Consider the following 22,454-nt stretch of genomic DNA (forward strand, 5'->3'; position numbering starts at 1 on the left):
GAAGGCGGGATCATGCCTCTATACACGAGAGACAGGTCTAAACCAATTCCCGGCAGGCACTTGTCACCTGGCCTTGGGACTGATGAGCTATGCCCCGGGACACAACGGACACCCTGGGACTGGGAGAAGTCGTGAGCAACGAGAGCCTGGCCAACCTGCTTCGGGAAGAGCGGAAGTTCGCTCCGCCTGCCGAGCTGGCCGCCAACGCCAACGTCACCGCTGAGGCGTACGAGCAGGCCGAAGCGGACCGGCTGGGATTCTGGGCCGAGCAGGCCCGCCGCCTGACCTGGGCCACCGAGCCGACCGAGACCCTCGACTGGAGCAACCCGCCCTTCGCGAAATGGTTCGCGGACGGCGAGCTCAACGTCGCGTACAACTGCGTGGACCGCCACGTCGAGGCGGGCAACGGCGACCGGGTCGCCATCCACTTCGAGGGCGAGCCCGGCGACAGCCGCGCCATCACCTACGCGGAGCTGAAGGACGAGGTCTCCCGCGCCGCCAACGCCCTCACCGAGCTCGGTGTCGGCAAGGGCGACCGGGTCGCCGTCTACCTCCCGATGATCCCCGAGGCCGCCTTCGCGATGCTGGCCTGCGCCCGTATCGGCGCCGCGCACTCGGTGGTCTTCGGCGGCTTCTCCGCCGACGCCATCGCCGCCCGCATCCAGGACGCGGACGCGAAGGTCGTCATCACGGCCGACGGCGGGTACCGCCGCGGCAAGCCCTCCGCGCTCAAGCCCGCGGTCGACGACGCCGTCTCCCGTATCGACAGCGTGGAGCACGTCCTGGTGGTCCGCCGTACGGGCCAGGACACCGCGTGGACCGAGGGCCGCGACGTCTGGTGGCACGAGATCACCGGCCGCCAGTCCGCCGAGCACACGCCCGAGGCGTTCGAGGCGGAGCAGCCGCTCTTCATCCTGTACACGTCGGGCACCACCGGGAAGCCCAAGGGCATCCTGCACACCTCCGGGGGCTACCTCACCCAGGCGGCGTACACCCACCACGCCGTCTTCGACCTCAAGCCGGAGACCGACGTCTACTGGTGCACCGCCGACATCGGCTGGGTGACCGGGCACTCCTACATCGTCTACGGGCCGCTGGCCAACGGCGCCACGCAGGTGATGTACGAGGGCACCCCCGACACCCCGCACCAGGGGCGCTTCTGGGAGATCGTCCAGAAGTACGGGGTCACGATCCTCTACACCGCGCCGACGGCGATCCGTACGTTCATGAAGTGGGGGGACGACATCCCCGCCAAGTTCGACCTGTCGTCCCTGCGCGTCCTCGGTTCGGTCGGTGAGCCGATCAACCCCGAGGCGTGGATCTGGTACCGCAAGCACATCGGTGCCGACACGTGCCCGATCGTGGACACCTGGTGGCAGACCGAGACCGGCACGATGATGATCTCGCCGCTGCCCGGCGTCACCGAGACGAAGCCGGGAAGTGCCCAGCGCGCCCTGCCGGGCATCTCCGCGACCGTCGTGGACGACGAGGCCAACGAGGTCCCGAACGGCGGAGGCGGCTACCTGGTCCTCACCGAGCCGTGGCCGTCGATGCTCCGCACCATCTGGCGCGACGACCAGCGCTTCCTCGACACCTACTGGTCGCGCTTCGAAAGCAAGTACTTCGCCGGCGACGGCGCCAAGAAGGACGAGGACGGCGACATCTGGCTGCTCGGCCGGGTGGACGACGTCATGCTGGTGTCCGGCCACAACATCTCGACCACCGAGGTCGAGTCGGCGCTCGTCTCGCACCCCGCGGTCGCCGAGGCCGCCGTGGTCGGCGCCACCGACGAGACCACCGGCCAGGCCATCGTCGCCTTCGTCATCCTGCGCGGCACCGCGACCTCCTCCGACGAACTGGTCGCGGAGCTGCGCAACCACGTGGGGGCGACTCTCGGCCCGATCGCCAAGCCGAAGCGCATCATGCCGGTGGCCGAGCTGCCCAAGACCCGTTCCGGCAAGATCATGCGCCGCCTGCTGCGCGACGTGGCGGAGAACAGGGCCCTGGGCGACGTCACGACCCTGACCGACTCCTCGGTCATGGACCTCATCCAGAACCAGCTGCCGTCGGCTCCCTCCGAGGACTGACACCGACGCACGACCCGAAGGGCACCCGGCAACGCGCCGGGTGCCCTTCGGGCCTTTACGGTGAGATCACCGCTCCCGAGCATCCTCACCGTCACGCCCCGCGGGTACAGTGGCAGCTGATCAACAACAAGATAAGAAAATCTTCACAGGGGTGCCGGGAAGTCTGGTCGGCAAGTGCATCAGCCATGCCATCGCTGCCGTACCGACCCGGAGGTCTCCCCCCGTGGCCACACCCACCCCTACGCCCACCGGCCCGCGCCGCACCCTCCTGGGACGGCTGCCGCTCCCCGAGCGCAACTACGTCGCCGACGCCCTGCGCACGGAAACCGTCGGGGGCGTCATCCTGCTGTTCGCCGCCGTGGCCGCGCTGGTGTGGGCGAACACCGCGGGGGCGAGCTACTCGGCCGTCAGCGACTTCCACATCGGGCCTGAAACCCTCGGTCTGCACCTCTCCGTGGAGCACTGGGCCGCCGACGGGCTCCTGGCCATCTTCTTCTTCGTCGCCGGCGTCGAACTCAAACGCGAGCTCGTGGCGGGCGAACTGCGCGATCCGAAGGCCGCGGCTCTCCCCGTGGCCGCCGCGCTGTGCGGCATGGCGGTCCCGGCGGTCGTCTACACCCTCGTGAACGTCCTCGGTGACGGCTCGAAGGACGGCTGGGCGGTCCCCACCGCCACCGACATCGCCTTCGCGCTCGCCGTTCTCGCCGTCATCGGCACCTCGCTGCCCGCCGCACTCCGGGCCTTCCTGCTGACGCTCGCCGTCGTGGACGACCTCTTCGCGATCCTCGTCATCGCCGTCTTCTTCACCGAGGACATCGACTTCCTCGCGCTCGGCGGCGCCTTCCTCGGCCTGGGCCTCTTCTATCTGCTGCTCCGCCTCGGTGTGCGCGGCTGGTACGTCTACGTGCCGCTCGCCCTGGTCGTCTGGGGGCTGATGTACAACAGCGGCGTGCACGCCACGATCGCCGGTGTCGCCATGGGCCTGATGCTGCGCTGCACCCGCCGTGAGGGCGAGGAGCACTCCCCCGGTGAGCGCATCGAGCATCTGGTGCACCCGCTGTCGGCGGGCTTCGCCGTACCGGTCTTCGCGCTGTTCTCCGCAGGGGTCTCCCTCTCCGGCGGCGCGGTGGCCTCCGTGTTCCACCGGCCCGAAACCCTCGGGGTCGTCCTGGGCCTCGTCGCCGGCAAGACGATCGGCGTCTTCGGCGGTACGTGGCTGACCACCCGGCTCACGAGGGCCGAGCTGAACAAGGACCTGGCCTGGGCTGACGTCTTCGCGATCGCCACCCTCGCCGGCATCGGCTTCACCGTGTCGCTGCTGATCGGCGAGCTCGCGTTCGCCGGTGACGACGACATGATCAACGGGATCAAGGCGTCGGTTCTGCTCGGCTCCCTCATTGCCGCCGTACTCTCCGGTGTACTGCTCAAACTGCGGGTACGCAGATACAGGGCACTGTCCGACGCCGAGGAACTCGACGAGGACGGCTCCGGGGTTCCGGACGTCTACGAACAGGACGATCCGGCCTACCACCTGAGGATGGCCGCGATCTACGAGGAGAAGGCGGCCGAGCACCGCCGCCTTGCCCGACTGGCGGGGGCAGCGAGCAACAGGCCGGACAGTCCGGCATGATCTGACATCGGACGTGTTGAACAGGAGAGGGAGTCAGGGATGAGCGACCCCGGCAATTACGCGGGCGGCGCCGACCGCAGTCTCGGCCAGCTGGTCGCGTCGGCGACGGCCGAACTGTCGGCGCTGGTGCACGACGAAATCGCCCTGGCCAAGGCCGAGGTGCGGCAGGACGTCAAGCGCGGCGTCATCGGCAGTGTGGCGTTCATCGTCACCGGCGTGCTGATCCTGTTCGCGATCCCGGTGCTGAGCTTCGCGGCCGCGTACGGCATCCACAACCTGGGTCTTGGCCTCGCCTGGTCGTTCCTGATCGTGGGCGGCGCGTTCATCCTGCTGGGCGTTCTGCTCGCGCTGTTCGGCTACGCGAAGATCAAGAAGGTCAAGCCGCCGGAGAAGTCCATCGCCTCCGCCAAGCAGACCGCCGCCGTCCTTCAGGGCGTCAAGCCGCACCCGCGCCCCGAGACCGCCGCCGACGCGATCATCCCGGTGGGCGGCAGCACCCGCTCCGACCGGGCCATCGAGAGCGCACCGGTCCAGGACAAGGCGTCGGCTGTGGCACGCTCGTCCACATGACCGTTCCCGCACCGTCCGCCCCGGCCGGCGGCCCCGTCCGCCTCGACGGCCCCTGGACCCACCGGGACGTCGCGGCGAACGGCGCCCGCTTCCACATCGCCGAAATGGGTGAAGGGCCGCTCGTCCTCCTCCTGCACGGCTTCCCGCAGTTCTGGTGGACCTGGCGCCATCAGCTGCCCGCACTCGCCGAGGCCGGCTTCCGGGCCGTGGCCATGGACCTGCGCGGCGTCGGCGGCAGCGACCGCACACCCCGGGGCTACGACCCCGCCAACCTGGCGCTCGACATCACGGGCGTGGTCAGGTCCCTCGGCGAGCCGGACGCCGCCCTCGTCGGCCACGACATGGGCGGATACCTGGCCTGGACCGCGGCCGTGATGCGCCCGAAGCTGGTGCGCCGGCTGGTCGTCTCCTCGATGCCCCACCCACGCCGGTGGCGCTCCTCGATGCTCTCCGACTTCGCGCAGTCCCGGGCCGGCTCGTACATCTGGGGCTTCCAGCGGCCCTGGGTGCCGGAGCGTCAGCTCGTCGCCGACGACGGCGCCTTGGTGGGCCGGCTGATCAGCGACTGGGCGGGGCCGGGCAAGGCGGAGTTCCCCGACGAGGCGACGCTCGGCGTGTACCGGCGGGCCATGACGATCCCCTCGACGGCGCACTGCTCGATCGAGCCGTACCGGTGGATGGTGCGCTCGCTGGCGCGCCCGGACGGCATCCAGTTCAACCGGCGCATGAAGCGGCCCGTTCGGGTGCCGACACTGCACCTTCACGGTTCACTCGATCCGGCGGTCCGCACCCGCAGCTCGGCCGGGTCCGGCGAGTACGTCGAGGCGCCCTATCGTTGGCGACTTTTCGACGGTCTGGGTCACTTCCCGCATGAGGAGGATCCGGCGGGGTTCTCGGCCGAACTCATCAACTGGCTCAAGGATTCCGAGCCGGATCGCTAGCCGTTCTGGCACACATGTCCTACGAACGGCCACGTGCCCGGCGCATAAGCCAATTGGCTGACGGATAGGCGATTACGGACCATGAGGCACGGGCAGACGTCCGGGTATGGGCTGGACGCACGACTTCGGTGACGCAGCACGCAACCGTCGCTCGACCGCCACGGCGGTTCCGGGCCTTCATGAGGGGGACGGCCTTCAGGGCCGGGTGCACGCTTTGCACGTCATGCATGATCCTCGGCTCGGCATCTCACGCATCCTGCGCCGCAGGGCCCGCTGGGTCTCGGCGCGGCTGCGCCATCCCCGTAACTGACGCACCGACGGTCCCGCACGGGCCGCCCGGAGACCTTCAGAGCGCGCATCCCTGGCTGTCGACCTGCTGGTTGGCGGTACGGCCCTGCGTGATGTCGTCGCGGATCTCGTCCGCCGTCAGCGCGTAGCCCGTGTCCGGGTCGTCGAGCGACTTCGCGAACACGACTCCGTACACCTTGCCCTCGGGGGTCAGCAGCGGGCCGCCGGAGTTGCCCTGGCGGACCGTGGTGTAGAGCGAGTACACATCACGGCGGACCGTGCCCCGGTGGTAGATGTCGGGGCCGTTGGCGTCGATGCGGGCCCGCACGCGCGCGGAGCGTACGTCGTACGAGCCGTTCTCCGGGAAGCCCGCGACGATGGCGCTGTCGCCCGTCTCCGCGTCGCGGTCGGTACCGGTGAACTGCAAGGGCTTCACGTCGAGGTCCGGGACGTCGAGTACGGCGATGTCGCGCTGCCAGTCGTAGAGGACGACCTTCGCGTCGTACAGGCGTCCCTGACCGCCGATCTGGACGGTCGGCTCGTCGACGCCGCCGACCACGTGGGCGTTGGTCATCACCCGGCGGTCGGAGAACACGAACCCGGTGCCTTCGAGGACCTTGCCGCAGCTCGGGGCCGTACCCACGACCTTCACGATGGACTGCTTGGCGCGCGCGGCGACGGGGCTGCCGACCAGCGCCGGGTCGGGGGCGCTGACCTCGGTGATGGGTTCGTTGGCGAACGGGCTGAAGACCTGCGGGAAGCCGTTCTGCGCGAGGACCGAGGAGAAGTCCGTGAACCAGGTGGACGCCTGGGGCGGCATCACCCGGGAGACGCCCAGCAGGACCGAGGAGCTGCGGACCTCCTTGCCCAGCGTCGGCAGCGAGGTGCCCGCCAGGGCGGAGCCGATGAGCCAGGCGACGAGCAGCATCGCCACCACGTTGACCAGGGCGCCGCCGGTCGCGTCCAGGGCGCGCGCGGGCGACCACGTGATGTGCCGGCGGAGTTTGTTTCCCAGATGGGTGGTGAACGCCTGGCCCACCGACGCGCACACGATCACGATGACGACCGCGACGACGGCCGCGGTGGAGGAGACCTCCGAACCGTCCGTCATCTGGTCCCACAGGACCGGCAGGAGGTAGACGGCGACGAGACCGCCGCCCAGGAACCCGATCACCGACAGAATGCCGACGACGAACCCCTGGCGGTAGCCGATGACCGCGAACCACACGGCTCCGGCCAGCAGCAGGATGTCCAGCACGTTCACCGTCTATAGCCTCGCAGATTCGTCACCGGGCCCGTACGTCTCCGTGGCCCGGGCGGTCCCGGATCGGCGGAGCACGGAAGTCAGCCTGTCATGCGCGCCAGTCGAGCGGCACCTGCCTGGCTCTGTCCCAGGGGCGTTCCCAGCCCGCGAAGTGCAGGATCCGGTCGATCACGCCGGCCGTGAATCCCCAGACGAGTGCTGATTCGACCAGAAATGCCGGGCCCCGGTGACCGCTGGGGTGGACGGCCGTCGCCCGGTTGGCCGGGTCCGTGAGATCCGCCACGGGGACCGTGAAGACCCGCGCCGTCTCCCCCGGGTCGACCACACCGACCGGGCTGGGTGCCCGCCACCAGCCGAGGACCGGGGTCACCACGAAGCTGCTCACGGGGATGTAGAGACGGGGCAGCACACCGAAGATCTGCACCCCGCGCGGATCCAGGCCGGTCTCCTCCTCGGCCTCGCGCAGAGCGGCCCTGAGCGGCCCGGTCGTCGCCTGGTCGCCGTCCTCGGGGTCGAGCGAGCCGCCGGGGAACGACGGCTGGCCGGGATGGGAGCGCAGGCTTCCGGCGCGCTCCATCAGAAGCAGCTCGGGGCCGCGCGCGCCCTCGCCGAACAGGACGAGCACGGCCGACTGGCGCCCCGCGCCGTTCTCCGGCGGCAGGAAGCGGCTGAGCTGCTGCGGCCGCACGGTGCGCGCGGCACGGGCGACGGGGTCGAGCCAGTCGGGCAGCCCCTCCTCCGAAACCATGGCCGCAGGGCCGTCCGCCCCACCGCGCTCCGTGCCGGTCTCATGCGTCTTCATAGGCACCCCTCCGTCTCACAACGCCCGTCGTCCCGCGATTCGTTCCGCAGCGGCGGTCCGCGTCAGTCGGCGCCCAGGGGAGGTGCCGGGCTTCCCGGGTAGTCCGGCGGCGGGCTGAGCCGCTGGCCCGGCTTGCCGCCCATCTCGTACTTCAGGAGCTTGCGGGCCTTCTCCGGGTCCGTCTCGCCCTCACCGTACGACGGGCACAGCGGGGCGATCGGGCAGGCGCCGCAGGCGGGCTTACGGGCATGGCAGACGCGGCGGCCGTGAAAAATGACGCGGTGCGAGAGCATGGTCCACTCGCTCCTGGGGAAGATCGCCGCGACCTCCGCCTCGACCTTCTCCGGGTCCTCCTGCTCGGTCCACTTCCACCGCCGGACCAACCGCCCGAAATGGGTGTCCACGGTAATTCCGGGCACTCCGAAGGCATTGCCCAACACAACGTTGGCCGTCTTGCGGCCGACTCCCGGCAGCTTGACGAGATCCGCGAGCTTGCCGGGCACCTCGCCGCCGAAGTCGTCGCGGAGCGCGGCGGACAGCCCGAGCAGCGACTTCGCCTTGGCCCGGAAGAAGCCGGTGGGCCGGATGAGCTCTTCCAGCTTCTCCGGAACCGCGGCGGCCATGTCCTCGGGGGTGGGATAGGCGGCGAAGAGGGCGGGCGTGGTCTGGTTGACCCTCAGGTCGGTGGTCTGGGCGGAGAGAACCGTGGCGACGAGCAGTTCGAACGGATTCCGGAAGTCCAGCTCCGGATGGGCGTACGGGTAGACCTCGGCGAGCTCGCGATTGATCCGGCGGGCGCGGCGGACCATGGCCAGATGCGATTCCGGCCGTCCCGGCTTCTTCTTAGGCGCGGCGGCTCCGGACGCCCCGGTCTCCGCCGGCTTCGCCCGCCTGGCCGAGCCGGGACCGGCGGACCGGCTCTTCGCCGTCCCGGTGGCGCTTTCCGCCGTTTTCTTCAGGTTCTTCCCTTTGTCCGCACCCTGTTCGCCCACAGCGGAATCACGGCCCTCCGACACCCCATCAGCCCCCTTGGCCTGCGCTCTCACCGGCAATCCGGACACTCGGCCAGCCTAGAGCCCGGCACTGACATCCGCCCCGGTCACGGGTGATCCGCCCCCAATCGGCCCCCTGCCGTGCCCCTCGGCACGCGCGTGCGTCAAACTGGTTTGTGATTGATCGCACTGTTTTACCGTCCGGCATGATGGGGACCACGGTTCCCTGAACAGGCCGACAAGGAGAGAACTCGTGGACGACGTTCTGCGGCGCGCCCCGCTTTTCGCGGCGCTCGATGACGAGCAGGCCGCGGAGCTCCGCGCCTCGATGAGTGAGGTGACCCTCGCGCGCGGTGACGCGCTCTTCCACGAGGGTGACCCGGGTGACCGCCTCTACGTGGTGACCGAGGGCAAGGTGAAGCTCCACCGCACCTCCCCCGACGGTCGCGAGAACATGCTCGCGGTCCTCGGCCCCGGCGAGCTGATCGGTGAGCTCTCGCTCTTCGACCCGGGCCCGCGCACCGCCACCGCCACCGCGCTGACCGAGGTCAAGCTCCTGGGGCTCGGCCACGGCGACCTCCAGCCCTGGCTCAACGCGCGCCCCGAGGTGGCCACCGCCCTCCTGCGCGCCGTCGCCCGGCGCCTGCGCAAGACCAACGACCAGATGTCCGACCTGGTCTTCTCCGATGTGCCCGGCCGCGTCGCCCGCGCCCTCCTGGACTTGTCGCGCCGCTTCGGCGTCCAGTCCGAGGAAGGCATCCACGTGGTGCACGACCTGACGCAGGAGGAGCTGGCCCAGCTGGTCGGCGCGTCCCGCGAGACGGTCAACAAGGCCCTCGCCGACTTCGCCGGCCGCGGCTGGCTGCGTCTGGAGGCCCGCGCGGTGATCCTCCTGGACGTGGAGCGGCTGGCCAAGCGGTCGCGCTGATCTGACATGCGGGGCCCCGCCGGCATCGGCGGGGCCCCGCACGCATGTCAGATCAGCCCGTGCTCGGTCAGATAGTCCAGCTGCGCCCGCACCGACAGCTCCGCGGCCGGCCACAGCGAACGGTCCACGTCCGCGTAGACGTGGGCCACCACCTCGGACGAGGTCCGGTAGCCCGATTCCACCGCGGTCTCCACCTGGGCCAGCCGGTGCGCGCGGTGGGCGAGATAGAACTCGACCGCCCCCTGCGCGTCGTCCAGCACGGGTCCGTGCCCGGGCAGCACCATATGGACCCCGTCGTCCACCGTCAGCGAGCGCAGCCGCCGCAGCGAGTCGAGATAGTCCCCGAGCCGCCCGTCCGGGTGCGCCACCAGCGTCGTCCCGCGTCCGAGGATCGTGTCCCCGGTCAGCACCGCCTGATCGGCCGGCAGGTGGAACGACAGCGAGTCCGCCGTGTGGCCCGGCGTCGGCACCACGTACATCTCCAGGCCGCCGGTCGTGATCACGTCGCCCGTGCCCAGTCCCTCGTCGCCGAGCCGCAGCTCCGGGTCGAGCGCGCGCACCTTGGTCCGGGTCAGCTCCGCGAACCGCGCCGCGCCCTCCGCGTGGTCGGGGTGGCCGTGGGTGAGGAGCGTCAGCGCGATCCGGCGGCCCGCCCGCTCGGCGGTGTCGATGACGGCCCGCAGATGGGCGTCGTCCAGCGGGCCCGGGTCGATGACCACCGCGAGGTCCGAGTCGGGCTCGGCCACGATCCACGTGTTGGTCCCGTCCAGCGTCATCGGCGAGGGGTTGGGCGCCAGGACGTTGACCGTACGGGCCGTGGCGGGACCGGACAGCACGCTGCCGCGCGGCTGTCCGGGCAGCGCCGCCGCGTCACTCATGCCGCACCGCCTTCCGTGTCGCCCTTGTTCTTCCCGGCGTGCGTTTCGTCCGCACCCGCGGTGGAAACGTGCTTGGTGAATTCCTCGTGCCCCGGCCAGCTCAGCACCAGCTCGTCACCGTCCAGACGGGCCTGCGCGAGTACGGGGGTGAGGTCCTGGTCCGACGCCGCCTCAAGCGCCTGCGCGGCGGAGGCGTACGGCCGCAGTGTCCGCAGCGTCGCCACGGTCGGCGGCATCATCAGCAGCTCGCCCCGGTCGTATCCGTCGGCCGCGTCGCCCGGGGTGATCCACACCGTGCGGTCGGCCTCCGTCGAGGCGTTCCGGGTGCGCTGGCCCTCGGGGAGCGCGGCGACGAAGAACCACGTGTCGTAGCGGCGCGGCTCGAACTCCGGGGTGATCCAGCGCGCCCACGCGCCGAGCAGGTCCGAGCGCAGCACCAGGCCGCGCCGCTCCAGAAACTCGGCGAACGACAGCTCCCGCGCGACCAGCGCCGCGCGATCGGCCTCCCAGTCGTCGCCCGTGGTGTCGGTGACGACGGTCTCCGGCGTCGGGCCGGCCAGCAGGACCCCGGCCTCCTCGTACGTCTCGCGGACGGCCGCGCAGACGACCGCCTGTGCCTCGGCAGGTGTGCCGACGCCCAGCCGGTGCGCCCAGGTCTCCAGCGCGGGCCCGGCCCAGCGGACGAGCCGGTCGTCGTCGCGCGGGTCGACGCCGCCACCCGGATAGGCGTACGCCCCTCCGGCGAAGGCCATCGAGGTGCGCCGGCGCAGCATGTGGACGGCGGGTGCGCCCCCGGTGCCGGTGGCGTCGTCCCGGAGCAGCATCACGGTGGCGGCCCGCCGGGGCTCGGCGGCCGTCAGCTCGCCTGCGGCGAGGGCCCTGATCCGGCCGGGCCATTCCGGGGGGTACCACTGACCATTGGACATGGCCGGAGGCTATCCGGAACCGCGTCGATGTTCGAGAGGCCCCCGGATCCGTACATGGCGTGTACACACAAGATCCCGCCCGGTCCTCACGACCGGACGGGATCAGGGGTGGAGACGGTACGGATCAGACCCCGGTCAGCTCGACCTGGATCTCGACCTCGACCGGCGCGTCCAGCGGCAGCACGGCGACGCCCACGGCGCTGCGGGCGTGCACACCCTTGTCCCCGAGGACCTCGCCCAGCAGCTCGCTCGCACCGTTGATCACGCCGGGCTGGCCGGTGAAGTCGGTGGCCGAGGCGACGAAGCCGACGACCTTCACGACCCGCGCGATCCGGTCCAGGTCGCCCGCCACCGACTTCACGGCGGCGAGGGCGTTCAGCGCGCAGGTCTTCGCGAGCTCCTTGGCCTCGTCGGCCGTGACCTCGGCGCCGACCTTGCCGGTCACCGCCAGCTTGCCGTCGACCATGGGCAGCTGACCGGACGTGTACACGTACACCCCGGACTGCACGGCCGGCTGGTACGAGGCCAGCGGCGGCACGACGGCCGGCAGCGGCAGTCCGAGCTCGGCGAGCTTCGCCTCGACGGCGCCCGCCACTACTGCTTCTCCCGCTTCAGGTACGCCACGAGCTGCTCGGGGTTGTTCGGGCCGGGAACGACCTGGACCAGCTCCCAGCCGTCCTCGCCCCAGGTGTCCAGAATCTGCTTGGTCGCGTGCACGAGAAGGGGCACGGTCGCGTATTCCCACTTGGTCATGGCCCGACTGTAATGCCTGCGCGATCCGGGGCACGCGCAGCCTCGTGCGTAGCCCGCGGTGCGACTGGTTAGGCTCGAATACGTGAGCAGGTTCCAGGTCGTCAGCGGCAAGGGCGGTACCGGTAAGACCACGGTCGCCGCCGCCCTCGCGCTCGCCCTCGCGACCGAGGGCAGGCGCACCCTCCTCGTGGAGGTCGAGGGCAGACAGGGCATCGCCCAGCTCTTCGAGGCGGATTCCCTCCCCTACGAGGAGCGCAGGATCGCCGTCGCCCCGGGCGGCGGCGAGGTCTACGCGCTCGCGATCGACGCGGAGCTGGCGCTCCTCGACTACCTCCAGATGTTCTACAAGCTCGGCAGCGCGGGCCGGGCGCTCAAGAAGCTCGGCGCGATCGACTTTGCCACCACCATCGCGCCCGGCGTGCGGGACGTCCTGCTGACGGGCAAGGCGTGCGAGGCGGTCCGCCGCAAGGACCGGCAGAACCGGTTCGTCTACGACTACGTGATCATGGACGCCCCGCCGACCGGCCGCATCACCCGCTTCCTCAACGTGAACGACGAGGTGGCCGGGCTCGCCCGGATCGGCCCGATACACAATCAGGCGCAGGCCGTGATGCGGGTGCTGAAGTCCCCGGAGACCGCGGTGCACCTGGTGACGCTGCTGGAGGAGATGCCGGTCCAGGAGACCGCGGACGGCATCGCGGAGCTGCGCGCCGCCGAACTGCCGGTGGGCCGGGTCATCGTGAACATGGTGCGCCCGCAGCTGCTGGACGGGGACGCGCTGCGCGCCACGGTGGGCGGACGGCGCAAGGAGATCGCCAAGACGCTGACGCGGGCGGGCGTGACCGGCGCGGCGGGGCTCGTACGCCCCCTGGTCGAGCAGGCCGCCGAGCACACCCAGCGGGTCGCGCTGGAGCGTGAGCAGCGCACCGTGCTGGCCGGGCTCGGTCTGCCGGGGTACGAGCTGCCGCTGATCGGCGAGGGGGTGGACCGGGCCGGGCTCGACCACCTGGCGGCCGCGCTGCGGGAACAGGGCGCGGGGCAAGCGGGAGCCGGACGAGGGGCGGGATCATGACAGCGCGCACGAAGGCGGGGGAGGGCGGCGGTGCTCCTGCGGAAGCCGTACCGGCTCTGGACACCGACGCCCTGATCGATGACCCGGGCATCCGGATCATCGTCTGCTGCGGTTCCGGCGGCGTCGGGAAGACGACCACCGCGGCGGCGCTCGGGGTGCGGGCGGCGGAGCGCGGCCGCAAGGTCGTCGTCCTGACCATCGACCCGGCCCGCCGGCTCGCCCAGTCCATGGGCATCGACTCGCTGGACAACGTCCCGCGCCGGGTGAAGGGCATCGAGGGCTCCGGTGAGCTGCACGCCATGATGCTCGACATGAAGCGGACCTTCGACGAGATCGTCGAGGCGCACGCGGACGGCGAGCGGGCCCGCGCGATCCTGGAGAACCCCTTCTACCAGTCCCTGTCGGCCGGCTTCGCGGGCACGCAGGAGTACATGGCGATGGAGAAGCTGGGGCAGCTCCGGGCGCGGGACGAGTGGGACCTGATCGTCGTGGACACGCCGCCGTCGCGTTCCGCGCTGGACTTCCTGGACGCCCCGAAGCGTTTGGGGTCGTTCCTGGACGGGAAGTTCATCAAGCTGCTGATGGCGCCCGCGAAGATGGGCGGCCGCGCGGGGATGAAGTTCCTCAACGTGGGCATGTCGATGATGACCGGGACACTGGGCAAGCTGCTGGGCGGTCAGTTCCTGCGTGACGTACAGACGTTCGTCGCCGCGATGGACACCATGTTCGGCGGCTTCCGTACCCGCGCGGATGCCACGTACAAACTCCTTCAGGCACCTGGCACGGCCTTCCTCGTCGTCGCGACTCCGGAGCGGGACGCCCTGCGCGAGGCGGCGTACTTCGTGGAGCGCCTGGCCGCCGAGGACATGCCGCTCGCGGGGCTGGTGCTCAACCGGGTCCACGGCAGCGAAGCGGTGCGGCTCTCCGCCGAGCAGGCGCTGGCCGGCGCGGAGAAACTTGAAGCAGAAAATCTTGAAACCGACGGCATTGTGGATCAGGCGGCCGGGAAGGCTGGACTTCGTGAGCCCGCCGACTCCCCCACGGACGGGCCCGCACCCACCACGGACTCCGAACCCCGGCCCGACAGCACGGCAGCCGTCACAACCGAAGAACTGACCGCAGGGCTGCTCCGTCTGCATGCCGAGCGGATGCAGGTGGTCGCGCGCGAACAGGACACACGCGACCGCTTCACCACACTCCACCCCGAGGTGGCCGTGACCGCCGTGGCCGCGCTGCCCGGAGACGTCCATGACCTCTCGGGCCTGCGAGCCATCGGGGACCGCCTCGCGTCCGGTTCCGCACCGGACGGAGCTGCCTAGCCCCTCGTACTACGTAAGCCGTCCACGTAACCCGTACAACGTACGGACCGCCGGGGGCTAGCCGACGGCGGCGAACGTCTCGTGCAGCTCTTCGCTGTCCTCCAGACCGATCGCCACGGGCAGGATGCCCGAGGCGCGCTCGTATTCACTACGGGCGGTCTCCAGCAGTCGGCGCCAGGACGTCACGGTCGGCCGTCTCCGCAGCAGCGCGCGGCGCTCCCGCTCGGTCATCCCGCCCCACACGCCGAACTCGACGCGGTTGTCCAGCGCGTCGGCCAGGCACTCGGTCCGCACCGGGCATCCGGTGCACACCGCCTTGGCCCTGTTCTGCGCTGCCCCTTGTACGAACAGTTCATCCGGATCAGTAGTGCGGCAGGCTGCCTGCGCACTCCAGTCGGTTACCCAGCCCATCCCGGCGCCGTCCTCTCCCGAATCGAGGCTCCCCCACGGCGGCAGCGGCATATTCACCGCTGCCAGTTGAGGACGTTACGGAAGGTGGCGACAGCACAACACCCCCTTCGGGCCCAATCTTGAATGGCCCGAACGGACTATGCGTATACGGCAGATCACCCAGGGGAGTGAGGTGAGGACATGCGGGACTATCCCGTCGGAATCGGGACAGTCTGCCAGAACCACATCGGACGTTCGGTGACACACGGGGCGAATTCGGGAGCGCCGGGTGTGTGGCCGGATCGTGCACGGGGGTTGATACGGAACCGGACTGCTGTGACAGTTGAGAGCAGCTTAGGCCAAGGCATATCCGTGTGTCCGGCGAATGGGAACCTAGCCCCCTCGCGTCACCATGCCACCAGGTCCAGCAGCCGCAGCGCGGCACCCACGCCGGTTCCGAATGTCACGGTCCGGTACGCGAACGCTCCGAGAGGCCCCCGGTCCCACGGAACACTCATATCTACGGATTAGGCTGCCCCCATGCCAAAGAAGCGCTCGGGCGGGGGTCTCACCACGACCCAGCAGGCCGCCAAGTTCCTCGGTGTCGCCGCACTCTCCGGAGTCGTCCTGGCGGGCATCGCGCTGCCGGCGGCCGGAGCACTGGGCCTCGCGGCCAAGGGGACGGTCGACGGGTTCGACGAGATCCCGGCCAACCTGAAGACCCCGCCGCTGAGTCAGCGCACCAAGATCCTCGACAGCAAGGGCGGCCTGATCGCCACGGTCTACGAACGCGACCGCACGGTGGTGCCGCTCACGAGCATCTCCCCGTACATGCAGAACGCGATCATCGCGATCGAGGACGCCCGCTTCTACGAGCACGGCGCGGTCGACCTCAAGGGCATCCTGCGCGCGCTGAACCGCAACGTTCAGGCGGGCGGTACGGCGGAAGGCGCGTCGACCCTCACCCAGCAGTACGTGAAGAACGTCTTCGTGGAGGAGGCCGGCGACGACCCGGCCAAGGTCGCGGAGGCCACCCAGCAGACGCTGGGCCGCAAGGTCCAGGAGCTGAAGTACGCGATCCAGGTCGAGGAAGAGCTCGGCAAGCGGAAGATCCTGGAGAACTACCTCAACATCACCTTCTTCGGGCAGCAGGCATACGGCGTCGAGGCGGCTTCCCAGCGCTACTTCTCCAAGTCGGCGAAGGACCTGAAGCTGGAGGAGGCGGCGCTGCTGGCAGGGATCGTGCAGTCGCCCAGCCGCTACGACCCCATCAACGACACGGAGGAAGCGACCAAGCGCCGCAACACCGTGCTCCAGCGGATGGCCGACATCGGCAAGGTCTCGCAGGAAGAGGCCGACAAGGCCAAGGCCACCCCGATCAAGCTGAAGGTCAAGCGGCCGCAGAACGGCTGCATCACGGCCGTCAGCGGTGCCGGGTTCTTCTGCGACTACGTCTCGAAGATCGTCAAGAACGACCCGGCCTTCGGCAAGACCGCCAAGGACCGCGCCAAGCTCTGGGCGACCGGCGGTCTGACCATCAAGACGACCCTGGACCCGAGGTCGCAGGCCGCGTCCAACGAGGCCGCCGTCTCCCGGGTCAACAAGGACGACAAGGTCGCCGACGCGGTCGTTCAGGTCCAGCCCGGCACCGGACGCATCCTGGCAATGGCCCAGTCCCGGCCGTACGGTCTCGACGCCTCCAAGCACCAGACCATGCTGAACCTCTCCGTCGACCACGCCATGGGCGGCAGCTACGCCGGCTTCCAGGTCGGGTCGACGTTCAAGCCGATCACCGCGGCGGCGGCGCTGGAGAAGGGCATCAGCCCGGCACAGAGTTTCGATACCCCGCGCAAGATCTCCCTGCCGGCCGACTCCTTCCGCACCTGTGCGGGCGCACCCACGGACGACAAACCGTGGAGCGTGCAGAACGAGACGGAGTCGGAAAAGGGCATGTTCGACATGACCGGCGCGCTGGGCAAGTCGATCAACACCTACTTCGCGAAGCTGGAGCAGAAGACCGGTCTCTGCGAGACGCTCGCGATGGCGAAGAAGGTCGGCTACGAACGCGGCGACAACAAGCCGCTGTGGGAGGTCGCCAACACCACGCTGGGCGGGCAGGAGTCGACTCCGCTGGCCATGGCCTCGGTGTACGCCACCTTCGCCAACCGCGGCACGTACTGCACCCCGGTCGCGCTCCTCTCGGTCACCAAGCCGAACGGCAAGCCGGTCGACGTACCGAAGCCGCAGTGCAACCGCGCGATGAGCGAGCACACGGCCGACACCATAAACCAGATGCTCAAGGGCGTCGTCGAGGACGGCACCGGCACGCAGGCCGGCCTCAGCGACCGTGACAACGCGGGCAAGACCGGCACCACCGACGGGCGCAAGAACGCCTGGTTCGTCGGCTACACGCCGAACCTGTCCACAGCGGTATGGGTCGGCAGCGACGGCGCCCACCAGAACGACATGACCGGCATTGTCATCGGCGGCCAGTTCTACGACAAGGTCTGCGGTGGCTGCCTGCCCGGTCCGATCTGGAAGACGGCGATGACCGGCGCCCTGAGCCCGTCCGAGACCCCTTCCTTCAACCCGGTCGACGTACCGCGGGCGAAGGAGAAGGAGGACAAGGACAAGAACAAGGGCGGGGACAAGAAGAAGCCGGGCGACAACAAGCCCGGCGGCGACAACAACCCGTTCCCCGGCATCAGCATCCCGCCGGACGTCCTCGGCGGGAACAACGGCCACGGCCGCGGTCAGAACGACGGCGGCACGAACGGTCCCTGATCAGCCGTTACGCAGACGAGGGCGGGGCGCTCCGGATCATCCGGAGCGCCCCGCCCTCGTATATGCGCAGCCAGCTCTACACGCGGCCGGCCAGGCCTTCGCTCAGCCGGCGAGGAGCTTCTTCACCGTGGCGGCCACCCGGCCGCCCTCGGCGCGCCCCGCGACCTTCGGGTTGACGATCTTCATGACGGCGCCCATCGCACGCGGCCCCTCGGCCCCGGCGGCCTTCGCGTCGTCCACGGCGGAGGCCACGATCGCGGTCAGGTCCTCGTCGCTCAGCTGCTGCGGGAGGTACGCGTCGAGGATCGCGCCCTCCTTCTTCTCCCGCTCGGCCTGCTCGGTCCGGCCGCCCTTGGCGAAGGCATCGGCGGCCTCACGGCGCTTCTTGGCCTCCTTGGCGATCACCTTCTGCACCTCTTCGTCGGAGAGTTCGCGGGCGGTCTTGCCGCCGACCTCTTCCTTCGTGATCGCGGTGAGGGTCAGCCGGAGCGTGGACGAGGTCAGCTCGTCACGCGCCTTCATGGCCGTGGTGAGGTCTTCCTTGAGCTTGGACTTGAGCGTGGTCATGAGGTGATTGTGGCAGGTGCGGGGCGCCCGGCGCCCGCCTGTTTTCCTGCGGGCGCACGACGTCTGCGACGATGGGCGCATGCGCGCACGCTACGGAGTACCCCTGAAAATCACGGCGGTCACCGCCGCGGCCGGCGCCGCCGGTCTCGCCTACGCGGCAGGCTTCGAGGTCCGCTCGTTCCGCCTGCGCAGGGTCACGGTCCCGGTGCTTCCGAGTGGGGCGCGCCCGTTGCGCGTCCTCCAGGTCTCCGACGTGCACATGGTCAGCGGACAGCGCAAGAAGCGGGCCTGGCTCCAGTCCCTGGCGGGTTTGCGCCCCGACTTCGTGGTGAACACCGGCGACAACCTCTCCGACCCCGAGGCCGTACCGGAGCTGCTGGACGCGCTCGGCCCGCTGATGGAGTTCCCGGGTGTGTACGTGTTCGGCTCCAACGACTACTACGGCCCCAAGCTGCGCAACCCGGTCCGCTATCTCTTCGAGAAGGCGTCGGGCAAGCACGGCCTCAACGGCAACGCCCCGGCGACCGGCGTCGTCCACAACCCGTGGGAGCCGATGCGGGACGCCTTCGACGAGGCGGGCTGGCTCAACCTCTCCAACACCCGCGGCCGCCTCAAGCTGGACGGCCTGGAGCTGGCCTTCACCGGCCTGGACGACCCGCACATCAAGCGCGACCGCTACGCCGAGGTGGCCGGCGGCCCCGAGACGGGCGCCGACCTCTCGATCGGCGTGGTCCACGCCCCGTACCTGCGCTCACTGGACGCGTTCACGACGGACGGTTACCCCCTGATCCTCGCCGGTCACACCCACGGCGGCCAGGTCTGCATCCCCTTCTACGGCGCCCTGGTCACCAACTGCGACCTGGACACGGACCGCGTGAAGGGCCTCTCCATCCACTACTCCGGCGGCAACCGCGCCTACCTCCACGTCTCGGCGGGCTGCGGTACGAGCCGCTACGCCCCGGTCCGCCTGGCCTGCCCTCCGGAGGCGACCCTGCTCACCCTGACGCCCAGGGACGCCTGACCGGGCCACCCCCGCCGATCACGACAAAAACCGGATTTCGTCTCCGGGCGCCGGTGGGCTAGAGTTGTCGATGTCGCCGGGAGACCGGCGGCGATCGGGGTGTAGCGCAGCTTGGCAGCGCGCTTCGTTCGGGACGAAGAGGTCGTGGGTTCAAATCCCGCCACCCCGACAGCCGTAAGACCAAGTCAGGGGCCTGATCCACTTAGTGGATCAGGCCCCTGAGTGGTTTCCGGGGGTGCCTTGGGAGCCGTTTGGGAGCCAAGTGCGGGAAGGCGGCTCCCCGGCCCCGGCGCTGGAAGGGCAGCCACCACGCAGCAAGACGTTCAGACTCCCCTGTCTCGAAGGGGTCGCACTGAGCGGGCCCTCGACAGAGAATGCAGTACGGTCGCGCTCATACGGGTAGGCACAGAGAGGAGGGGCCATGTCGTACGAACCGAAGCTCGCAGCGGCGCTGTCCGGCGCGACGATGGCCCAGCTCTCGCACTGGCGTCACGCCTCAGGCGCAGGAGGCGCAGTCCTCGTCCCAGAGATCTCGGCTACACGGCCCATCCTGTACTCCTTCCGAGATGTCGTTGCACTGCGAACCTGCGTGCGCCTCCGGCAGGAGACCTCGCTGCAGCGGATCCGTCGCGCAGTGGACTCCCTCAGGGATGATCTGGGTGAGCGAGAGCACCTCTCTGCCTACCAGCTCGTCACCGACGGGGGCACGGTGTATCTGGCCGATCCTGACCATGCCGTCGACCTGATCGGCCGCAAGGGTGGCAAAAGCAACCTCGTCATCCACCAGCTCGTCGATGTCCTAGCCCCGTTCTACCGGAACGGCCGACACATTCCCGACCTGCTGTCCCCCCGCCCAGATGTCGCCGTGGATCCATCCGTACGCGGCGGTGAGCCGGTAATCCGTGGCACTCGCGTCCCCGCAGCCGAGGTCGCAGCCCTGATCCGAGATGGAATTCCTCCGGAGCAGATCGCCGACTTCTTCCCCGGGGTCAGCGCCGGAGCAGCACTTGAAGCAACCGACTTCACCGATTACGTCGACAGCTACACCGGAACGCCAACCGGTGCAGGCGCAGGTGCGAGCCGAGGCGCCGCTTGAAGCTGCTGCTCGACGAGAACGTGCCGCGTCCTATGGCCGACATCGTCCGCATCCTTCTCAAGGCTCATGACGTCCTGCACGTGCATGACCTGCCCGGATGGGCTGGCACCAAAGACATCGAGCTGTTCGAGAAGGCCCGCGCTGAAGGCTTCGACGCAGTCCTCACCAACGACACCAAACAGATGAGCCGGCACCATGAAGTCGCGGCAATCGCTGCATCCGGGCTCCATCGGATCGAGTACCGACAGAACAACAAGCACGGCGGGCTAGTCGGCCTGGGCTCGGCCATCGCCACCGTTTGCGCAGGTCTCCCCCACGCTCTGGCCGAGCTATCAGTCGCAGACGGCCAACGTCTGGTCTCCCTCACCTCTGTCGACCCAACTCGCGCCACCCGTGTCCGCACCGTCGACCCTCAGGCGGACGCACCCAAATTCTGGCCCACGGGCTGATCCGCAACGGCTGTTCCGACCACGCCGCAACTCCGAGTTCCGGACGGTGCTGGGCTCACGCGAAACCGGCCTTCGCAGCCTCGAGAACCTTCTTGTTCGGGCTGGAGAAAATGGCGTAGATGTTGTCGACTGCGGCGGTCGAGTGAAGCGTCAGCCGTATGTATCCCGACTGAGCGCCCGGGACGACCGTGATCGTGAGCTCGCCCCAGGTGGGGAACTTTCTATACGTGCCCGTCACCTGCCCGAGGTCTGCGAGTGACCGCACGTCCTTGAAACCTGCGGCAATGAGGCCCTGTTCGCAACGGGTAAGCCACTCCTCGCGCTGCCCGGCGACCACGAGGACCTCCTCCATGCTCTTACGGATTGCCACGTGACTCCTCCAGAGTGCGGAACGTTCATTCAGCTCAGCGGAGCATGACTTGTTTGCCGGGAGCGGTCTTGTATCGGGCACGCCAGTAGCTTCCGCGCTTCTCTGTGAAACCTAAGTACGTTTCCTTCCTCTTCGGTGCGGCGTTCTACGCGGCGGTGTCGAATGCGGCTCGGTCGGATCGGCGCGGCGGCCCGGCGCGCAGGCGGGCGGAGGGTGCACCCGGCTCGGGGGCGCTCGAGCGTCGGGCAGCGGCCGCAGGCGGGGCTCCGGGGGACGGTGGCCGCGCAGCGACGGTCGGTCGCTCCTCGTGGAGGCGCATGATCTCGGCGAGATGGGCGTCGGTGAAGCGGTAGGCACGGCCCACTCGGGCGAAGGGCATCTGGCAGTCCGGTGCAGATCGTCAGCAGCCCGGGAAAGGACCGCTGACGCGCCTTCGGTGTCGCTGGTCGCCAGTACGGCGCTGCCTGGCCCTTGGGGCAGCAGGGCGATGACCTGGGCCGGGCGGGTGACGTCGTCCAGCACCACCAGCATCCGGCGCTCCGCGGACAAGGCCTGGTAGAGGGCCCTTCGGCTGGCGAGCCCCGCAGGAAGGTACTGGTCCCGTACTCCAAGTGCCCTCAGACAGGCGGCGAGCGCCTCTGAAACGTCTCCGCCGGCTTCTGAGCGCAGCGCGGCAAAGTCGACGAAGAGCTGCCCGCCCGGGAACCGCGGTTGGTTGTTGTGGGCCCATTGGCAGGCTGCTGCCGTCTTGCCGATGCCAGGGAGGCCGCTGACACGCCGATCGGGCAGCCCGGAGCATCATCCTGTCCGGCTAAGCGGTCGAGTTCGGCCAGGGCACCCAGGCGGCTGACGAACCCGCGGGGCGGCCTCGGAACCTGGTCGGTACGGCGGACCGTGTGCTCTGCGGCCTGTGCTGCGTGGTAGTTGAAGGAGATGCCTCCGTGGACGACTCCCGCCTGAGCCACTTGTCCGTCGACATCGCCGGGGAGACTGTTCATGCCCCTTGCCACGGGACGTTCCGACTCACCTCGGGTGTTCATGAACCACCACCTCTCCGGATCGCCGACCAGGAGTCACCGTACTGGACACACGACGAGGAAGCGGCTGTTCCGCCATCGGTATGATCAGGGCCATGCCCTACCCGGCTCCCGCCGACGACCGCGCCTCTTCAGGTCAATTCGCCCCTGTCGAGTGCCACTGCCAGGTAGACTTGACAAAATTTGCAGGGCAGCAGGGCAGCAGGGCAGCAGGGCAGCAGGGCAGCAGGGCAGCAGGGCAGCAGGGCAGCAGGGCAGCAGGGCAGCAGGGCAGCAGGGCAGCAGGGCAG

Annotated in this window: 22 protein-coding genes and 1 tRNA gene; 13 read left to right on the forward strand and 10 right to left on the reverse strand. The window is 69.5% G+C overall.

Features of this window, described 5'->3' with window-relative positions; genetic code table 11:
* Positions 1-89 precede the first annotated feature (89 nt).
* From acs to ACIQZN_RS29480, 5 genes are all read left to right on the forward strand, one after another.
* Complete coding sequence (gene acs, locus ACIQZN_RS29460) at positions 90-2,087, forward strand: acetate--CoA ligase (protein WP_404000166.1); 1,998 nt, start codon at positions 90-92, stop codon at positions 2,085-2,087.
* Between the two features lie 223 nt (positions 2,088-2,310).
* Entirely contained in the window at positions 2,311-3,717 is a 1,407-nt protein-coding gene (gene nhaA, locus ACIQZN_RS29465; protein ID WP_404000169.1) for a Na+/H+ antiporter NhaA, read from the forward strand.
* 39 nt (positions 3,718-3,756) lie between these two features.
* Positions 3,757-4,287, forward strand: a complete 531-nt coding sequence (locus ACIQZN_RS29470; protein WP_404000172.1) for a phage holin family protein — start codon at positions 3,757-3,759, stop codon at positions 4,285-4,287.
* On the forward strand, positions 4,284-5,228 hold the full coding sequence (locus ACIQZN_RS29475; protein WP_404000175.1) for an alpha/beta fold hydrolase: 945 nt from the start codon (positions 4,284-4,286) through the stop codon (positions 5,226-5,228). The genes ACIQZN_RS29470 and ACIQZN_RS29475 overlap by 4 nt, the downstream gene beginning before the upstream one ends.
* 106 nt (positions 5,229-5,334) lie before the next feature.
* A complete protein-coding gene (locus ACIQZN_RS29480) occupies positions 5,335-5,538 on the forward strand; it encodes a hypothetical protein (protein WP_404000178.1) in 204 nt (67 codons plus the stop codon).
* Between the two features lie 36 nt (positions 5,539-5,574).
* Here the strand turns inward: ACIQZN_RS29480 and ACIQZN_RS29485 are convergent, their stop codons facing one another.
* The 3 genes from ACIQZN_RS29485 to nth form a co-directional block, all read right to left on the reverse strand.
* Complete coding sequence (locus ACIQZN_RS29485; protein ID WP_404000181.1) at positions 5,575-6,780, reverse strand: MarP family serine protease; 1,206 nt, start codon at positions 6,778-6,780, stop codon at positions 5,575-5,577.
* A gap of 88 nt (positions 6,781-6,868) precedes the next feature.
* A complete protein-coding gene (locus ACIQZN_RS29490) occupies positions 6,869-7,582 on the reverse strand; it encodes an NUDIX hydrolase (protein WP_404000183.1) in 714 nt (237 codons plus the stop codon).
* A gap of 62 nt (positions 7,583-7,644) precedes the next feature.
* Positions 7,645-8,574 carry an endonuclease III gene (gene nth / locus ACIQZN_RS29495; RefSeq protein WP_404000186.1) on the reverse strand — a complete coding sequence of 310 codons (930 nt, stop codon included), beginning with the start codon at positions 8,572-8,574 and terminating at the stop codon, positions 7,645-7,647.
* A gap of 253 nt (positions 8,575-8,827) precedes the next feature.
* Here nth and ACIQZN_RS29500 point away from each other — a divergent pair, with 253 nt between their 5' ends.
* Complete coding sequence (locus ACIQZN_RS29500; RefSeq protein WP_014046869.1) at positions 8,828-9,502, forward strand: Crp/Fnr family transcriptional regulator; 675 nt, start codon at positions 8,828-8,830, stop codon at positions 9,500-9,502.
* A 47-nt stretch (positions 9,503-9,549) separates the two neighbouring features.
* On the opposite strand, the gene ACIQZN_RS29505 is transcribed toward ACIQZN_RS29500, so the two are convergent.
* From ACIQZN_RS29505 to ACIQZN_RS29520, 4 genes are all read right to left on the reverse strand, one after another.
* A complete protein-coding gene (locus ACIQZN_RS29505) occupies positions 9,550-10,380 on the reverse strand; it encodes an MBL fold metallo-hydrolase (protein WP_404000189.1) in 831 nt (276 codons plus the stop codon).
* Entirely contained in the window at positions 10,377-11,306 is a 930-nt protein-coding gene (locus ACIQZN_RS29510) for an NUDIX hydrolase (protein WP_404000192.1), read from the reverse strand. The genes ACIQZN_RS29505 and ACIQZN_RS29510 overlap by 4 nt, the downstream gene beginning before the upstream one ends.
* Positions 11,307-11,430: 124 nt before the next feature.
* The gene (locus ACIQZN_RS29515) at positions 11,431-11,901 is read right to left on the reverse strand and encodes a RidA family protein (RefSeq protein WP_164625462.1); all 471 of its coding nucleotides are present in this window, start codon (positions 11,899-11,901) and stop codon (positions 11,431-11,433) included.
* Positions 11,901-12,059 carry a DUF4177 domain-containing protein gene (locus tag ACIQZN_RS29520; RefSeq protein WP_003991873.1) on the reverse strand — a complete coding sequence of 53 codons (159 nt, stop codon included), beginning with the start codon at positions 12,057-12,059 and terminating at the stop codon, positions 11,901-11,903. Before ACIQZN_RS29520 ends, ACIQZN_RS29515 begins: the two co-directional genes overlap by 1 nt.
* Before the next feature lie 82 nt (positions 12,060-12,141).
* On the opposite strand from ACIQZN_RS29520, the gene ACIQZN_RS29525 reads away from it, so the two are divergent.
* Together ACIQZN_RS29525 and ACIQZN_RS29530 are read left to right on the forward strand one after the other, a co-directional pair.
* Positions 12,142-13,131, forward strand: coding sequence for an ArsA family ATPase (locus tag ACIQZN_RS29525; RefSeq protein ID WP_404000195.1), 990 nt, complete (start codon positions 12,142-12,144; stop codon positions 13,129-13,131).
* Entirely contained in the window at positions 13,128-14,450 is a 1,323-nt protein-coding gene (locus tag ACIQZN_RS29530) for an ArsA family ATPase (protein ID WP_404000197.1), read from the forward strand. Before ACIQZN_RS29525 ends, ACIQZN_RS29530 begins: the two co-directional genes overlap by 4 nt.
* Positions 14,451-14,507: 57 nt before the next feature.
* Here ACIQZN_RS29530 and ACIQZN_RS29535 read toward each other — a convergent pair whose 3' ends face one another.
* Positions 14,508-14,861 (reverse strand): WhiB family transcriptional regulator, encoded by a 354-nt coding sequence (locus tag ACIQZN_RS29535; RefSeq protein WP_199879120.1) that lies wholly within the window; start codon positions 14,859-14,861, stop codon positions 14,508-14,510.
* 519 nt (positions 14,862-15,380) lie between these two features.
* On the opposite strand from ACIQZN_RS29535, the gene ACIQZN_RS29540 reads away from it, so the two are divergent.
* Entirely contained in the window at positions 15,381-17,624 is a 2,244-nt protein-coding gene (locus ACIQZN_RS29540) for a transglycosylase domain-containing protein (RefSeq protein ID WP_404000199.1), read from the forward strand.
* A gap of 102 nt (positions 17,625-17,726) precedes the next feature.
* Here ACIQZN_RS29540 and ACIQZN_RS29545 read toward each other — a convergent pair whose 3' ends face one another.
* On the reverse strand, positions 17,727-18,191 hold the full coding sequence (locus tag ACIQZN_RS29545; RefSeq protein WP_404000201.1) for a GatB/YqeY domain-containing protein: 465 nt from the start codon (positions 18,189-18,191) through the stop codon (positions 17,727-17,729).
* Between the two features lie 79 nt (positions 18,192-18,270).
* Here ACIQZN_RS29545 and ACIQZN_RS29550 point away from each other — a divergent pair, with 79 nt between their 5' ends.
* From ACIQZN_RS29550 to ACIQZN_RS29565, 4 genes are all read left to right on the forward strand, one after another.
* Positions 18,271-19,212 carry a metallophosphoesterase gene (locus ACIQZN_RS29550; protein WP_404000203.1) on the forward strand — a complete coding sequence of 314 codons (942 nt, stop codon included), beginning with the start codon at positions 18,271-18,273 and terminating at the stop codon, positions 19,210-19,212.
* A gap of 95 nt (positions 19,213-19,307) precedes the next feature.
* Positions 19,308-19,381, forward strand: a tRNA-Pro gene (locus ACIQZN_RS29555).
* A gap of 252 nt (positions 19,382-19,633) precedes the next feature.
* Positions 19,634-20,308 (forward strand): DUF433 domain-containing protein, encoded by a 675-nt coding sequence (locus ACIQZN_RS29560; RefSeq protein WP_164258863.1) that lies wholly within the window; start codon positions 19,634-19,636, stop codon positions 20,306-20,308.
* Positions 20,305-20,757: a DUF5615 family PIN-like protein gene (locus ACIQZN_RS29565; RefSeq protein WP_404000206.1), complete on the forward strand. Its 453-nt coding sequence runs from the start codon at positions 20,305-20,307 to the stop codon at positions 20,755-20,757. Before ACIQZN_RS29560 ends, ACIQZN_RS29565 begins: the two co-directional genes overlap by 4 nt.
* Before the next feature lie 55 nt (positions 20,758-20,812).
* Here the strand turns inward: ACIQZN_RS29565 and ACIQZN_RS29570 are convergent, their stop codons facing one another.
* On the reverse strand, positions 20,813-21,127 hold the full coding sequence (locus ACIQZN_RS29570) for a hypothetical protein (RefSeq protein WP_359312477.1): 315 nt from the start codon (positions 21,125-21,127) through the stop codon (positions 20,813-20,815).
* Positions 21,128-22,454 lie beyond the last annotated feature (1,327 nt).

It is taken from the genome of Streptomyces sp. NPDC097595, assembly GCF_044761525.1.
Lineage (GTDB): Bacteria > Actinomycetota > Actinomycetes > Streptomycetales > Streptomycetaceae > Streptomyces > Streptomyces drozdowiczii_A.